The sequence below is a fragment of the Bacillus sp. J14TS2 genome, assembly GCF_018333015.1.
Taxonomy (GTDB): Bacteria; Bacillota; Bacilli; order Bacillales; family Bacillaceae_C; genus Lederbergia.
In genome coordinates, this window is record NZ_BORE01000002.1 from 180479 (window position 1) to 195370 (window position 14892).

Consider the following 14892-nt stretch of genomic DNA (forward strand, 5'->3'; position numbering starts at 1 on the left):
GGTTTAAGAGGGGCTGTCGAGTGGAGACAGCTCTTCTTGCTTTTATCTAGAAAATTCTGATGAATACAGATTGACAAACTGCTGATAGAATGATATTATCTTTTCCTCTGACTATTCTGCCTAAAGGAGGGAAAATGGATTGATTCATATTGAAGGTTTATCCAAGTCTTTTAAAGTCGCTAAACGCTCGAATGGTTTAGGGAATTCTTTGAAAGCGCTTTTTCATCGTGAACATACTATTGTTCATGCTCTTCACGATATTTCTTTTTCGATTCAACCTGGGGAAATTGTTGGTTATATTGGACCAAACGGAGCAGGAAAATCAACAACGATTAAAATCATGAGTGGGATTTTGGTGCCTGATCAAGGCTCCTGCCAAATTATGGATTATATCCCGTGGGAAGATCGAGTCCATTATGTCAAAAATGTCGGTGTTGTTTTTGGACAAAGATCTCAATTATGGTGGGATGTTCCAGTGATCGATTCATTTGAACTTCTACGCGATATTTACAAAATTCCTCAGCCAGAATATAAAGCCAATGTCGCCTTACTGATTGAAACACTTGATCTAGAGAAGCTCATTTATACCCCTGTACGCCAGCTAAGTTTAGGGCAGAGAATGCGCTGTGAAATTGCTGCTTCCTTATTACACAGCCCCAAAATTTTATTTCTAGATGAACCAACGATTGGACTTGATGCACATTCAAAGATTGCTGTTCGGAAATTTATTCAAACGATTAATAAGGAAAAAGGAGTAACGATTCTGTTAACCACCCATGATATGCATGATATTGAAGCATTAGTAGATCGAGTCCTTCTAATTGGAAAAGGGAGTTTATTATATGATGGAAAATTGCAGGAGTTACGCAAACGATATGGCGGACATAAAATTGTAACGGTTGATTATGAAAAATTAACACAGCCCATTACGATTACAGGGGCCACTTTACTCTCACAAAAAATAGAACAAGCTATCTTTTCTTTAGATGCAGAAAAAACAAATATATCTCAGTTCATTTCTAAACTATCGGAACAAGTCAATATCTTAGATATCTCCATTAAAGAACAGCCAATTGAGGATCTGATTGTCCAATTGTATGAGGAATATCAATTATGAATGCCTATTTTTCGGTTTTGCGCTTGAAATTGCAAACAGGCATGCAATATCGGACCGCTGCTTTTGCTGGAGTGGCTACACAATTCTTTTGGGGCTTCATGTATATCATGATCTTTGAAGCTTTTTATGAACACGCTATCCAGTCACCACCAATGTCATTAAAGGAATTAATTACCTATATTTGGTTGCAGCAATTATTCTTTAGTCTTGTAATGCTTTGGTTTCGTGATAACGAATTATTTGAATTAATTACAACTGGCAATATTGCCTACGAATTGTGTAGACCATGTGATATTTATAGCTTTTGGTATGCAAAATTATTAGCGCAACGACTCTCAAACGCCGCTTTACGTAGCTTCCCGATTTTGATTGTCGCTTTTCTATTACCACAACCTTATAAAATGACATTACCTGTGGATTGGACTTCCTTTCTATTATTCTTGCTATCTTTATGTTTAGGATTATTCTTAATCATCACGATTTCCATGTTGATTTACATTTCTGTATTTATCACCATGTCGCCAACTGGTTCGTTACTTATGTTTGGCATTATTGGCGATTTTTTTGCGGGCTTAACGATCCCGATTCCATTTATGCCTGAATGGCTGCAAACAATTGCTTATATTCTTCCCTTTCGCTTGACAGCCGATTTTCCGTTCCGTGTTTATTCAGGACATATTCCACAAGGAGAGGCAATAGAAGGGATTTGTATTCAATTAATTTGGCTTGCTATTCTTTTTTTCGTTGGTAAGTTTTCAATGAAAAAAGCATTAAAAAGAGTGGTTGTACAGGGAGGGTAAGAAATTTGACCTTATATTTCAAATATTTAAAAGTATTATGGAAAGCACAGCTCCAATATCGTACTTCTTTTTGGCTTTTATCATTAGGGCAATTTTTTACACCGTTCACCGTTTTTGCAGGTTTATATTTTTTATTTGAACGGTTTGGACAGATTAAAGGGTGGAACTTTGCCGAAGTAGCACTTTGCTTTGCCGTTATTCATATGGCTTTTGCGATTAGTGAGTGTTTTGCACGCGGTTTTGACTCCTTTTCCAGTCTTGTCCGCGAAGGAAACTTTGATCGATTGCTTGTGCGTCCACGTGGAACTGTTATTCAAGTAATCGGCTCCCAGTTTGAATTCACACGGATGGGCCGTCTAGTGCAAAGTCTAATCGTCCTTATTTGGGCGATCCAGGCTTTACCGATTGATTGGACGCTTGCTAAAGTGTTTACCCTGATGCTGATGATTGGTAGTGGAATCTGTATTTTTACCGGGATTTTTATCCTTGCTGCTACTTTTTGCTTTTGGACTGTCCAGGGAATAGAAGTGACCAATATTTTTACAGATGGAGGGCGAGAGATGGCCCAATATCCATTAAATATTTATCAGAAATGGCTGTCAAAGTTCTTTACTTTTGTCATTCCTTTTGGCTGTGTCAATTATATTCCTTTATTATTTCTTTTGGATAAACATGAAGGGCATGCCTATCTTCATATGTTCGCTCCAGTACTGGGAATCATTTTTATTCTCCCATGTTTATTCGTGTGGAATATAGGGGTGCGCCATTATCGGTCAACAGGATCTTAAATAACGAATAGTAGTATGTGTAAATATAATAGTAGAAACGGAGAAATAAAAATGGAAAATCCTCTATTGAAAAAATTGCATGATGAATGGTTAATAGAAGCAACGATTGAAGATATGCAGGAAAAATTAGCTTCAGGTGACATTACATCTGTCGCCCTTGTACATATGTATTTGTATCGAATATCCCATTTTGATGGAATCATTCGTTCGGTATTAGAGGTGAATCCTGATGCATTGCAGATCGCAGCAGCATTAGATACAGAACGGACTCAAAAAGGCCCAAGAAGTAGATTACACGGAATTCCGATTTTATTGAAAGATAATATTGATACTAGCGATAAAATGCATACGACTGCCGGTTCTCTAGCACTAGACGGCCATGTTGCTATAAAGGATTCGTACGTTGCTGCTAAATTGCGCAAAGCTGGCGCGATTTTACTGGGAAAAACAAACATGACTGAATGGGCCAATTTTATGGGAGTTGGGATGCCGAGCGGTTATAGTTCTAGAGGAGGGCAGACATTAAATCCATATGGAGAATTTGATGTCGGAGGGTCTAGCTCTGGATCTGGTGCAGCGATCGCTGCTAATTTTGCGGCTGTAGCGATTGGAACAGAGACATCCGGATCGATCTTAAATCCAGCTTTAAAGAATTCCCTTGTCGGGATTAAGCCGACAGTTGGCCTCGTTAGCCGGAGAGGAATCATCCCGATTGCTCATACTCAAGATACACCTGGGCCAATGGCGAGAACTGTGAAGGATGCGGCTCATGTACTGACGGCAATCGCAGGTGTGGACGAAAACGATCCTGCTACATTATCCAATTCAAAAAAAAGCATTGATTATGCTAAATTGTTAACAGCAAGAAGCCTAAAAGGTTATCGTATTGGAATTGCTGGAAAACCTTTTTCTGATCGATTAAATAAGCACAAAATAAACATGACAGAAAAGGCGATTGCGTGTTTATGTGCGCTTGGAGCTGAAATTGTGGAAGATATTCTTATTCCATCAGCTGATGAAAAATGGGGTTATGAGGTTTTAAATTATGAATTTAAACCAGATCTAAATGCATATTTGCGTGCAACATCTCCTTTGAACGAAATCCGTTCACTAGCTGATGTGATTGCTTTTAACTACAGGTATCCTAAGGCGATGTTAAAATATGGCCAAAAGCTGTTACTGGAATCTGAAGATACAAGTGGTACTTTATTAGAAAAAGAATATATTAGCGCTTTGGAAAAGGATCAATACCTTTCACGAGAACAAGGTATCGATTTTACTTTAAAACAGCATAATTTAGATGCAATCTTTTTTGGAGGAGACAGAGGCTCTGAGATCGCTGCAAAAGCAGGTTATCCAACAGTTATTGTCCCTGTCGGATACACTCCGAATGGAGAGCCATTTGGCGTATCGTTTACTGGTACGGCGTTTAGCGAAGAGATCTTGCTAAAGATAGCTTATGCTTTTGAGCAGGCAACAAAATCTAGAGAGACACCCATGTTGAAGGAAGATTAGTAATAAATAATAACGAAGGGACTGTCCAATAAGGCCTCAACAACGTAAAAAGAATGGAGAATTTTCCTTCTCTATTACGAGTAAAGACTAAGAAAATCTCCAAAAATGGCGACACGCCTGCGGAAATACCATCAGTTGAAGCCCCCACAGCGAATGAGCTGAAGCTATGCCGCAGCAATGGAGCCTTTTGGGAGATTTTCGACTTTTGGGAAATCCTCTTGTTTTTTTCTGAAACTATCTTTCCTTTTTCACCCTTTTACGCCTTCTAATGACATAAAACAGGATTGCTCCGATACATAAAGCGATGATAAAAATAGGAAGATTTCCAATTAAGAAGACAATGATCCCAGATCCGAGGGCAAGGAGAAAATTAGTGCTCGCTGCCAATTGCTTTTTTGTCTTTTCCCATGTATTTAATGGTTTTTCGGCAATTTTTTGAATCGAGTCTTCGGTCATATAAATGGTAATCGTCGAATAATCTGTTTGATTTTTCAAGAACTTCATCTTACCTGTAATGGTTTCAATTTCTTCTTGCACACTTGCTAAATCATTCGATATTTGTAATAGATCCTCCGTCTTTTTGGCCTCCTCTAAAAAACTTAATAATCTTTTCTCGACCACTTGCTTAGATTGTAACCTCGCTTCTAAGTCGACATATTGTTCTGTGACATCCTCACCAGAAATGGTTCTTTCCAAGACCTCTGCAACTTCCTCTTCTGTATCACGAAGAAACGTTTGAAAATCCTTATCAGGAATGCGAATAACGAGCTGCCCTGCTTTTTCTGTCTCACTTTCCCGATAGATATTTGATTCAACAATATAACCTGCATATTGCTCGACTCTCTTTTCAATCAAAGCTTGAGCTTGTTCGAGCTTTTGAACACGAACCTGCAACTGCACTTGATGAATCACCATTCGATCTGTTGCTGCGATCGTATCTGCTTCTTCTGAAGCGCTTTCGTTTGCTTGATTGTTATCAAAATTTTCGAGTACACCGCTTTCGTTCGAAACGTTATTCGAACTTTCCATTTTGGCTTCATTTTTTTGGAGATGAGCGGAATCACTGCTTTCTTTTGACTGATTTGAACTACAAGCAGCTAAACATAATATAATCAATAAGCAAGTGATAAAAATCATTTTTTTCATTGATATAGCCCCCTTTACCATGATTGGACGTATTGATTATGGAAATGTTACAATTGTAAATACATATTTTTGTAAAAAAGTGAATCTTTTTAAGAGGGAAAGCAGTATATATACTATACAAAAAAACAGGAGGTTCCATTATGAGTATTTTATCTAGATTTAAAGATATAATGGCAAGTAACATTAACGCACTTTTAGACAAGGCTGAGAACCCTGAGAAAATGATTGATCAATACATGAGGAATTTAAAAAGTGATTTAGGGAAAGTAAAGGCAGAAACGGCATCTGTCATGGCTGAAGAAAAAAGATCAAAACGGGCTTTAGATGAATGTATCCAAGAAATTGATAAGATGCAAACCTACGCAGTAAAAGCGTTAGAAGCAGATAATGAAACGGATGCACGAAAATTTTTAGAGAAAAAGGCAAATTTGACATCCCAGCAAGGAGAGCTACAGTCTGCCTATAGTCTGGCTTCTGCCAATACGCTTCGGATGAGAGAAATGCATGATAAACTTGTCTCCGATATTGGAGAATTAGAAGCACGCCGGACTATGATTAAAGGAAAAATGGCGGTTGCTAAAACGCAAGAACGATTAAACAAAGTTGGTTCATCGATTACAGGAGCGAATGACTCTGTTTCCGCTTTTGGTAGAATGGAAGAAAAGGTGAACAAGGCGTTAGATGAAGCAAATGCAATGGCTGAACTTAATGCGAATCCAAAAGATGATATAGACGACCTAATGACAAAATATGATACAGATACTGGGGTAGACGATGAGCTAGCTGCTTTAAAAGCGAAAATGAAAAACAAGGAAGACTAAACTCCGAAAGCTGTAGCTTAAGCTACAGCTTTCCTAATGAAAAGGGAACAGCGAGGTGAAGTATGAGTGGTCATTCAATATAAATGCCCCAATTGTGGCGATGATATGGTTTTCGACAGTGACTCTGGGACCTTATCTTGTCCCAGTTGTGGCAGAAAAGATAATATAGACAATTTTTCGGATGAACATATTCTTACAACTTTTTCCGAAGATGAGGCGAAAGAATATCATTGTAAAAACTGTGGTGCTGTCATTCTTACTGATGCGGACACCACTGCGACAACCTGCAGTTTCTGTGGTGCTGGGGTTGTATTGGCAGATCGATTATCAGGTGTATTGGCTCCAAAGATGGTCATTCCTTTCAAAATTAGTAAAGAAGAAGCAATGAAAGCTTTCAAAACTTGGTGCAAAAACGGACGCTTAACACCAAAGGGGTTTATGACTGCAGATCGTATTAAAGCCATTACTGGTATGTACGTTCCTTTCTGGTTGTATGATTTAAACAGTAAGGTTCATGTGGAAGCAACCGGTACAAGAGTCAGGGAATATACGCGTGGAAATTATATTTATACAGAAACAAAATATTACGATGTTATGCGCAGAATTAATTTAGATTATATAAAGGTTCCTGCAGATGCTTCTGAAAAAATGACAGATCAAATCATGGATAAATTGGAGCCTTTTCATTATGAAGATTTAAAAGCTTTCAAAACTCCATATCTAGCAGGCTATATTGCAGAAAAATATAATTATAATGACGATGAATTGCTTCCTAGAGTAAAAGATAGACTAAAAGGATTTATCGATTCCTATATTTCCTCGACAATGGGAGGATACTCTTCTGTAAGTTACCGAACAAAAGATGTCCACACTAAAAAACAACAAAGTGCATACGTGCTTTTTCCTATTTGGATGGTCTATTATGATTATGACAAATCGGAGCATACTTTTGCGATGAATGGGCAAACAGGAAAAATTGTTGGGAAACCGCCAATTAGTTATGGTAAGATAGCAGGTTGGTTTGGTGGGATAGCTGGAGGAAGCTTTATCACCCTGAAGTTGATTTCCTTGTTGTTAGGGGGCGGGCTTTGGTGAAAAGAACAGGTGTTTTAATCACACTTTTTACGTTATTTTCTCTATGTATCCTACTTTTTACTAGTCCTGTTATGGCTGCTTCTCCAACGAAACAAAGAATCTATGATGATGCAGGATTGTTGTCAGAGCCAGAAACCGAAAAGTTAGAAGCACTTGCGGAAGAATATAGTGTCAAAAGAGAAACAGATTTTATTATTCTCACAACAAATGATACAAAGGGAAAAGATATCATTCCCTATATGCAAGACTTTTATGATGAAAAAGGGCTTGGCTATGATAAGGCGCATGGAAATACGGCGATTTTAACGGTTGATATGCAGGAAAGAGATATTTATTTAGCTGGATTTTACAAGGCAGAGAAATTATTGGGTGATGACCGGCTTGATTTAATTCGTGAGAAAATCACTCCAGCCATGTCGAACGAAAACTATTATGACGCCTTCGAAACGTTCATTGTAACCGCTGATGAATATATGGGGATTCGTTTTGGACTTAGTCCAAATAATGTCCTGTTTCAATTATGGTTTCAAGCAGCTGTATCGATTGGACTAGGGGCATTCATTGTCGGAGGAATGGCTTATAATTCCGGCGGAAGGGTGACCATTAATAATAAAACGTACGAAAATTCAAGTACCTCACGTGTAGTTAACAAACGGGATCAGTATATTAGAACGACCACAACAAAACGGCGGAAACCTGAAAATAATAGTAGTAGCCGATCAGGTGGCGGCGGTGGAAGAACCGGTGGCGGCCACTCTCATAGTGGGAGTAGAGGCAGTTTTTAGCGTTTAACAAAGACCATTGAATGATACAAGGGAGGATGCATAATGAGTTTTTTTAAAAATCAATTTGCTAATGTGATCGAATGGGAAGAATTTCGAGATGATATGATCTTTTGGAAATGGAATAATAGCGAAATTAAAAAAGGCAGTCGACTGATTATTCGTCCTGGCCAGGATGCTGTCTTTTTCAATAATGGAAGATTGGAAGGGATCTTTGAAGAAGAAGGCGATTATAATATTGAGTCGCAAATTATTCCCTTTCTTTCCACATTAAAAGGCTTTAAATTTGGTTTTAATAGTGGACTGCGAGTAGAGGTCTTATTTGTTAATACGAAGGAATTTACGGTTAAATGGGGAACGAAAAATGCGATTAATATTCCTACTCCCCAGTTACCAGGTGGTATGCCCATTCGTGCGAATGGAACCTTCCAATTTAAAGTGAATGACTATATTGCGCTTATGGATAAGATTGCTGGAGTGAAAGATCGTTATTTAGTAGAAGATGTGAAAATTAGGATTACTGCTATCCTTGATCAACTTTTAATGAAGTGGATTACCCGTGAAGGAAAGGATATGTTTAACCTGCAAGCCAATGCTTTTGAGATTGCCAAAGGGATCCAAGAAGATTTGGATATGCAGATTTTGGATAGTGGCATGACGATTACGGGCTTTAATATTATGAGCTTCAATTATCCAAAAGAAGTCCAAGATATGATTACTAAAAATGCCTCCCATGGAATGATTGGCGACATGAGTCGTTATCAGCAAGCTTCCATGACAGATGGAATTGCCTCTGGAAAAGTAAAGGGAGGAGGCGCGGCCTCTGATATGGCTGGCATGATGATGGGCATGGGAATGGCAAAGGAAATGATGAAAAATATGGACCAAAAGGAAGAACCGTCAAAATCAGCCCCTGCAAATTCTGGGGACAATGATGGAACAATTCCTAATTTCTGTCCGAATTGTGGAACAAAAACGGATGGTGGCAATTTTTGTTCCAACTGTGGTCAAAAATTAGTCAAGTAAAGGGGCACGAATTGTTATTAAACAGGGGGAAATCATGGGCAAGTTAACAATGGAAGGATTATAACACTATTTAGCTTTCAAATATAAAGAAGACCGATCGTCAACCGGGTTATTTATGAAGCTGGTAGAAGAAATTGGTGAGGTAGCTGAAGTCTTAAATCAGTTAGAAGGCCGAAAATCAAACACAGGGGGGATCTTCCTTAGAAAAAGAATTAGCCGATGTTATACATTATACCGTTGCAATCGCAAGTATAAATAATATTGACTTATCAAAGGTAATTTTGGAAAAAGACAAAATAGCTGCAATTAAGTATAATCAATCTCCAAATTTAGAGGAATTTTTAAGAGGAAAAACTAGTCCATTAACTAAGGATTAACTGCACTAGTAAAAACGTAATATTCAGTCATGTATCAAAATATATATTAAAGCCAATAAATGTAGCAATACGAATTTTTGAACTTGCTTTAAGCTCCCCTTAATTCGTTTAAGTGATGAAAAATCTGTACATAGGAGTGTGATCAGATGGTTAATGGAGTGGAATTTGATTTTGTTGTAAAAGATAGTAAAGCTGCACTTGAGCAGTACAAATCTATTTTTGAAGTAGCTGTAGTGGAGGAGACAAATTTTAAGGTAGGGAATAACGAAGCTGTATTCACTATCTATGGCACGCGTTTCCATATGCTTGATGAAAATCCTCAATATCAATTATTTGCGCCTAAAGAAGGAAACACACAATCATTTTGGTTTAATATCGTCGTCCCAAATATCCGAGAGACATATGAAAAAGCTCTGTCCGCTCATGCAACGGAAATTCAGCCCATCACCAGGATGGAAGAAATGGGCATATCAAATGCCATGTTTTCTGATAGCAATGGCTATGTATGGATGTTACATGAAATCCACCGAGAAGTATCTTTTGAGGAACGTATTGATATTTTAAGTAAAGATTTTGAATAAACATATAGTGCCTAAAGCACAAGATAATTCTGAACGAATACCGAAATAGTTCCCATGCAAAAAAATTAATAGTACTCACCTTTGAACACTATAAACCACAGGGATGCTTGCTCAAAAAGCATCTTTGTGGTTTTAACTATCTATTGTTGAAATGAATGCAAAATGGAGCTTGCACTTTTCTTAATAATTTAGTCTTTTTTTAGTGAACGCTTAACTTTCATCCTGTCCTTAAGTGGTTTATTATAGTATTATGAATAAGTGACCTAGTCCTAGTCTAAAGGGGTATGAGAATGACGGAGGAAAATATTACAAGAATTCATCTAAATGATAAAGAATACATATTGATTGGAACAGCTCATGTTTCTAAAAGTAGTGCCGAGCTTGTAAAAGAAGTGATTGAAAGTGAAAAGCCAGATGCTGTTTGTATTGAACTAGATGAAGGACGATACAAATCGATTACAGATGGAAACAAGTGGAAGGATATGGATATTTTCCAAGTCATTAAGGATAAAAAGGCATCTTTGCTTTTAATGAATTTAGCGATTTCTTCTTTTCAAAGAAGAATGGCCAAGCAATTTGATATCCATCCTGGTCAAGAAATGATCCAAGGAATTGAATCAGCTAAAGAGACTGAGGCCAAGCTTGTATTAGCAGATCGAAATATCCAAATTACGTTTTCACGGATATGGGGAAATGTCGGCTTCAAAGGGAAAGCGATGCTTCTTACACAAGTGATCGCCAGTATTTTTAGTCGCGAAACAATAACAGAAGAAGACCTAGAAAAAATGAAGTCGCAAGATATGATTGATTCGATGCTTCAAGAGTTTACCCAAGCCTTTCCGAAATTAAAAACACCATTGATTGATGAACGGGATCAGTATTTAGCGCAGAAGATTAAAGATGCACCGGGAGACAAAGTAGTCGCTGTACTCGGTGCGGCCCATGTCCCTGGGATTACAAAAGAAATTGAAAAAGAGCATGATTTGAAGGAGTTAACGAAGCTGCCTCCCAAATCAAAAGCTCCTAAGATTATTGGTTGGTCGATTCCAGTCTTGATTTTAGCAGTTATTCTCTATACCTTTATTGCCAACCCATCAGCTGGTTTACAGCAAACCATTAGTTGGTTTCTGTGGAATGGCACATTAGCGGGGATTGGAGCAGCGATTGCTTTTGGACATCCGCTTGCGATTGTCACAGCTTTTATTGCGGCGCCCATCACTTCATTAACTCCGCTACTTGCAGCCGGCTGGTTCGCTGGAATCGTCCAAGCTTATTTTCGGCGTCCTAATGTAAGGGACTTTGAAACTCTTTCAGAAGATGTCTTTCATGTAAAAGGATTTTGGAATAATAAAGTTACCCGGGTCCTACTAGTTGTCATACTAGCAAATCTTGGAAGTTCAATTGGGACCTTTGTTGGTGGAGCAGATGTCATCCGATTATTCTTTAAGCATATATAGGTTCCACCAAGTTGGCTCGGAAATAATTCCGGGCCTTTGTTATGCTTTATGGAGTGTGTATAGCTTGCTTATGTCATGGTCGACATCCAGCTCCAGCGCCTAGCCCCGAGAGATTCACAGGATGCGATTACATATCGCAAGTAATATCAAATAAAAGACATTAATACCTCTTATAATTTTATTTGGGAGTGAGGTAAATGAATGAACATATGCAGCTTATGGTTGATTGGATTGAAAAGCATTTAAAAAGTGAATTTTCATTAGAGGAATTATCTAACTATATGGGATATTCTCCATATTATTGTTCTTTTAAATTTCACCAAGTGACAGGTATCAGTATAAGGCGCTATATTCTACTCAGAAGATTGTACTTATCTACAAAGGATTTGGCAAATGATAGGAAGATTATTGATATAGCAGTTGATTACGGTTATTCTTCGCAAGAAGCATATAGTAGAGCTTTTAAATCCGTCTTTGGTATAAATCCAAAAGAATTTCAACTTAATAAGAAGCCTGTTCAATCGTTTATTAAACTTACTATTAATAAAGATGAGGAATGGTGTAGAATGAATATTTCTAAAAAAGTTGAAGTTGAACAGTTACAAAATAAGAAAAGTGAGTTGTTTGACAAAGACGTACTTAATATATTGAATGGTCAATGTATGTATGAGGAATTTAAAGATCATAAACTAATGGGAGATTCTGATTACGCCCCTTTTAATGAAGCGATGTGTGAAAATGCGACGACTGAACAAGTTTTTGAACAAGATTTTATAAAAACTCGAGCCGCGGGACATTGCGAGTCCGTTGAAAATTATATTGAAAAGGTTATAGATCCATTAGACAACCTTTTTAATAAATCATATACATATGTCGTTTTATGGTTTGGCGAAGATATGTTTTGTCAAATGAATTTACTTACAATTCTTTCCTATCTTGAACAGTCCGGATATTCGGGAAAAGTGTTTTTAAATAGCTTCAGAGAGGATGAATTCAAAGTAAGCCAGACGGAACTTCAATTAGGCAACTATGCCTCAGTATACAAAGAGGTATTGATAAATCATAAAAAACCAGCAACTCAACTACTTCCGGTCATGTACCAGGCAGTAGATATTTATTTGGAGATGCTCAAAGAAAATAATGTAGTCGTAAAGTATATCTCTCAGCATAAAGAGTTACCAACATCAACATTAGTGAATAGGTTATTTGAGCTTTTCCCAACAATCGGCTACGGAGATTCACAATATATTAAACTGATAAATAAAATGAAGTGAAGACAAGGGGAGGTTAATCGATGGAGGGCCCTATAATCGAAGCAAGAAATATAAGTAAAATAATAGACGGGCAAACCATTTTAAAGCGAGTTTCCTTCTGTTTGCAAGGAAATAAGGCGTTTTTCATCCGTGGACGCAATGGATCGGGAAAAAGCACCTTACTAAAATTGTTAGCAGGAATCTATCAACCAACACATGGAGCTTTAAATCGAGGTACGAATAGAATTGGGTATATGCCTGAACATTTTCCAGAAGGATTGCCTTTCCGAGTCAAAGAATATCTTTCAATGGTTGCGGATTTTCATGGCCATTCAAAAAATGAGTTAAAGGCATATATCCAATTATTTTCTATAGAAGCTTTTCTGAATACATCACTTAAACAATGTTCAAAAGGGACCAAGCAAAAGGTCGGGATTATTCAAGCACTCATTAGCAAGCCAGATATATTACTTTTAGATGAACCACTTACTGGGTTAGATCAGAAATCACAGCAGGTTTTAACACAGTTGCTGGAAAAGCAGAAAAGAAATAGCATGATCATCTTTACAGCCCATGAAAATCCGTTAATCGAAAAGCTTGCTGATGAACATTATCACCTTGAGGCAGGTGGGTTCGCTAAATCCAATATAAAGAGCAGGAAGAAACAAATAAAATTTAAATACACGAGTGTAGATATTTTACAGAATCTCCAGGTGGTCACACATAATCGTAACGAAAAAACGGCTATTCTCTCCGCTAATTCTGACCAAAGTGATCCATTATTACTTCATCTACTAAACAACCAATGCTCTATTTTAGAAGTGTGGGAAGAGGGGGAAAGATGAAAGGATTTTTTATTTACCAATTGCTAAGTTATTTTCGCTCTTTAAAATGGATCCCACCTGTTGTCGTTTACTTCATATGGGTATTCGTCTTTTATACCTATCAAGGGGTCCCGATATTGAGTAGTTACGCCGTTACAAGTATAACGTTATTATTTATTTCAACCTGGATTACAATGGGGATCTTCTCGTTAGAAAATGAAAGTGAAAAACAGCTTTTATTTGTTCAATTATCTAGTAAGCTCCGTTATCTTTGTGGAAAATGGTGTATTTGCCTTCTCGTGGTTATACCGCTGCTTATTTTTGCGATTTTTTATCCTATTCTTATCCAAGCTTTTAAACTGCCAGTTACGCCCATCCATTTTGGCTTCACTTTGTATGGGCATTTTTACTTGGCCCTATCTGGTATTTTTGTTGGCAGTCTTTTTAGTGCAACTGGATTCGCACAAAAAAAGTATTCCTGGTTAGCGGCCATGCTTGTCAATATCATCACAATTGTTTCAGAAGGAATGATAGAAAGGCTGACTATTTTGAAATGGCCGCTTTATTTATTTCCTCCAATTGGAAAACTGATATCTTATTTTCAAGAAGGAGATGAAATTATATTAAATAATGAAATTCTCTTTGTCAGTATATGGGGAATGGTCTATCTCATCTTAGGCTTTGTGATCGTCACTCAGTTATTTTTGAGAAAGGAGAGGTAAAAGTAAGGCTCTCCTACTAATGAATTTCTTTAGTAGGAGAGTGGGGGACTAATCTTTAATTAACACAATCAATTGATCCTCTTCATCAAAAGCAATTTTTGCTTTAGTGTTAAAAACTCCTCAATTGTTCCTTTTATTTAATATTTTCCTCATTTATAGCTTTTATATAGTATCCATTTGAAACCTCAATAGCAATTGCTTCTGTTGTATCAATATTAGAAATTTTAAAGATATCTGTTCCTACTTCATAATAATTAGAAAAATTCTCGTCTGTAGAATCTTCCTCCTTAGTAGAATGATACTTGATAGTACCAATTTTTTTATCAACCTTTTCTACTTGTATATCTTGGGCAACATAAACGTTTCCTTGGAAAAAGATGGACTTTTCATAAGCAAAACTTTCAGAGATACCGTTTGATAACTCATTGTTATCACAGCCATAAATTAGAACTATCGAAAAAAATATCCATAACCTTTTCTCAATAATTATCCCTCCCGTGTTGCTTTTCCTCATCTAAATAGCGTACCATAACTTATTCATAAATATAGACGTGTGTAAAACCAAATAGTTTCAGTTTGTTTTGCTGT

The 14892-nt window shown here is 37.2% G+C and carries 15 protein-coding genes; 13 read left to right on the forward strand and 2 right to left on the reverse strand.

Annotation, left to right across the window (positions count from 1 at the left end):
• Positions 1 to 139 precede the first annotated feature (139 nt).
• From KI375_RS03450 to KI375_RS03465, 4 genes are read left to right on the forward strand one after another with little or no spacing between them, the layout of a single operon-like run.
• Positions 140 to 1117, forward strand: a complete 978-nt coding sequence (locus KI375_RS03450; RefSeq protein WP_212972155.1) for an ABC transporter ATP-binding protein — start codon at positions 140 to 142, stop codon at positions 1115 to 1117.
• Positions 1114 to 1917, forward strand: coding sequence for an ABC transporter permease (locus KI375_RS03455; protein ID WP_212972156.1), 804 nt, complete (start codon positions 1114 to 1116; stop codon positions 1915 to 1917). The genes KI375_RS03450 and KI375_RS03455 overlap by 4 nt, the downstream gene beginning before the upstream one ends.
• Before the next feature lie 5 nt (positions 1918 to 1922).
• Positions 1923 to 2705, forward strand: a complete 783-nt coding sequence (locus KI375_RS03460; RefSeq protein WP_212972157.1) for an ABC transporter permease — start codon at positions 1923 to 1925, stop codon at positions 2703 to 2705.
• A gap of 51 nt (positions 2706 to 2756) precedes the next feature.
• Positions 2757 to 4220, forward strand: a complete 1464-nt coding sequence (locus tag KI375_RS03465; RefSeq protein WP_212972158.1) for an amidase family protein — start codon at positions 2757 to 2759, stop codon at positions 4218 to 4220.
• Positions 4221 to 4454: 234 nt separating this feature from the next.
• Here the strand turns inward: KI375_RS03465 and KI375_RS03470 are convergent, their stop codons facing one another.
• Positions 4455 to 5366, reverse strand: a complete 912-nt coding sequence (locus KI375_RS03470) for a DUF4349 domain-containing protein (protein WP_212972159.1) — start codon at positions 5364 to 5366, stop codon at positions 4455 to 4457.
• Between the two features lie 140 nt (positions 5367 to 5506).
• Here KI375_RS03470 and KI375_RS03475 point away from each other — a divergent pair, with 140 nt between their 5' ends.
• The 9 genes from KI375_RS03475 (at position 5507) to KI375_RS03515 (ending at position 14304) form a co-directional block, all read left to right on the forward strand.
• A complete protein-coding gene (locus tag KI375_RS03475) occupies positions 5507 to 6187 on the forward strand; it encodes a PspA/IM30 family protein (RefSeq protein ID WP_207449592.1) in 681 nt (226 codons plus the stop codon).
• 66 nt (positions 6188 to 6253) lie between these two features.
• Positions 6254 to 7282: a TFIIB-type zinc ribbon-containing protein gene (locus KI375_RS03480; protein ID WP_212972160.1), complete on the forward strand. Its 1029-nt coding sequence runs from the start codon at positions 6254 to 6256 to the stop codon at positions 7280 to 7282.
• On the forward strand, positions 7279 to 8067 hold the full coding sequence (locus KI375_RS03485) for a TPM domain-containing protein (protein ID WP_244852283.1): 789 nt from the start codon (positions 7279 to 7281) through the stop codon (positions 8065 to 8067). The genes KI375_RS03480 and KI375_RS03485 overlap by 4 nt, the downstream gene beginning before the upstream one ends.
• Before the next feature lie 42 nt (positions 8068 to 8109).
• Positions 8110 to 9090 carry an SPFH domain-containing protein gene (locus KI375_RS03490; protein ID WP_212972161.1) on the forward strand — a complete coding sequence of 327 codons (981 nt, stop codon included), beginning with the start codon at positions 8110 to 8112 and terminating at the stop codon, positions 9088 to 9090.
• A gap of 523 nt (positions 9091 to 9613) precedes the next feature.
• Positions 9614 to 10048, forward strand: coding sequence for a VOC family protein (locus KI375_RS03495; RefSeq protein WP_212972162.1), 435 nt, complete (start codon positions 9614 to 9616; stop codon positions 10046 to 10048).
• Positions 10049 to 10338: 290 nt separating this feature from the next.
• Positions 10339 to 11505, forward strand: coding sequence for a TraB/GumN family protein (locus KI375_RS03500; RefSeq protein ID WP_212972163.1), 1167 nt, complete (start codon positions 10339 to 10341; stop codon positions 11503 to 11505).
• 197 nt (positions 11506 to 11702) lie between these two features.
• Positions 11703 to 12779, forward strand: a complete 1077-nt coding sequence (locus KI375_RS03505) for a helix-turn-helix domain-containing protein (RefSeq protein WP_212972164.1) — start codon at positions 11703 to 11705, stop codon at positions 12777 to 12779.
• A 20-nt stretch (positions 12780 to 12799) separates the two neighbouring features.
• Positions 12800 to 13603 (forward strand): ATP-binding cassette domain-containing protein, encoded by an 804-nt coding sequence (locus KI375_RS03510; protein WP_212972165.1) that lies wholly within the window; start codon positions 12800 to 12802, stop codon positions 13601 to 13603.
• Positions 13600 to 14304 (forward strand): hypothetical protein, encoded by a 705-nt coding sequence (locus KI375_RS03515; RefSeq protein ID WP_212972166.1) that lies wholly within the window; start codon positions 13600 to 13602, stop codon positions 14302 to 14304. The genes KI375_RS03510 and KI375_RS03515 overlap by 4 nt, the downstream gene beginning before the upstream one ends.
• A 133-nt stretch (positions 14305 to 14437) precedes the next feature.
• Here KI375_RS03515 and KI375_RS03520 read toward each other — a convergent pair whose 3' ends face one another.
• The gene (locus KI375_RS03520) at positions 14438 to 14818 is read right to left on the reverse strand and encodes a hypothetical protein (protein ID WP_212972167.1); all 381 of its coding nucleotides are present in this window, start codon (positions 14816 to 14818) and stop codon (positions 14438 to 14440) included.
• Positions 14819 to 14892 lie beyond the last annotated feature (74 nt).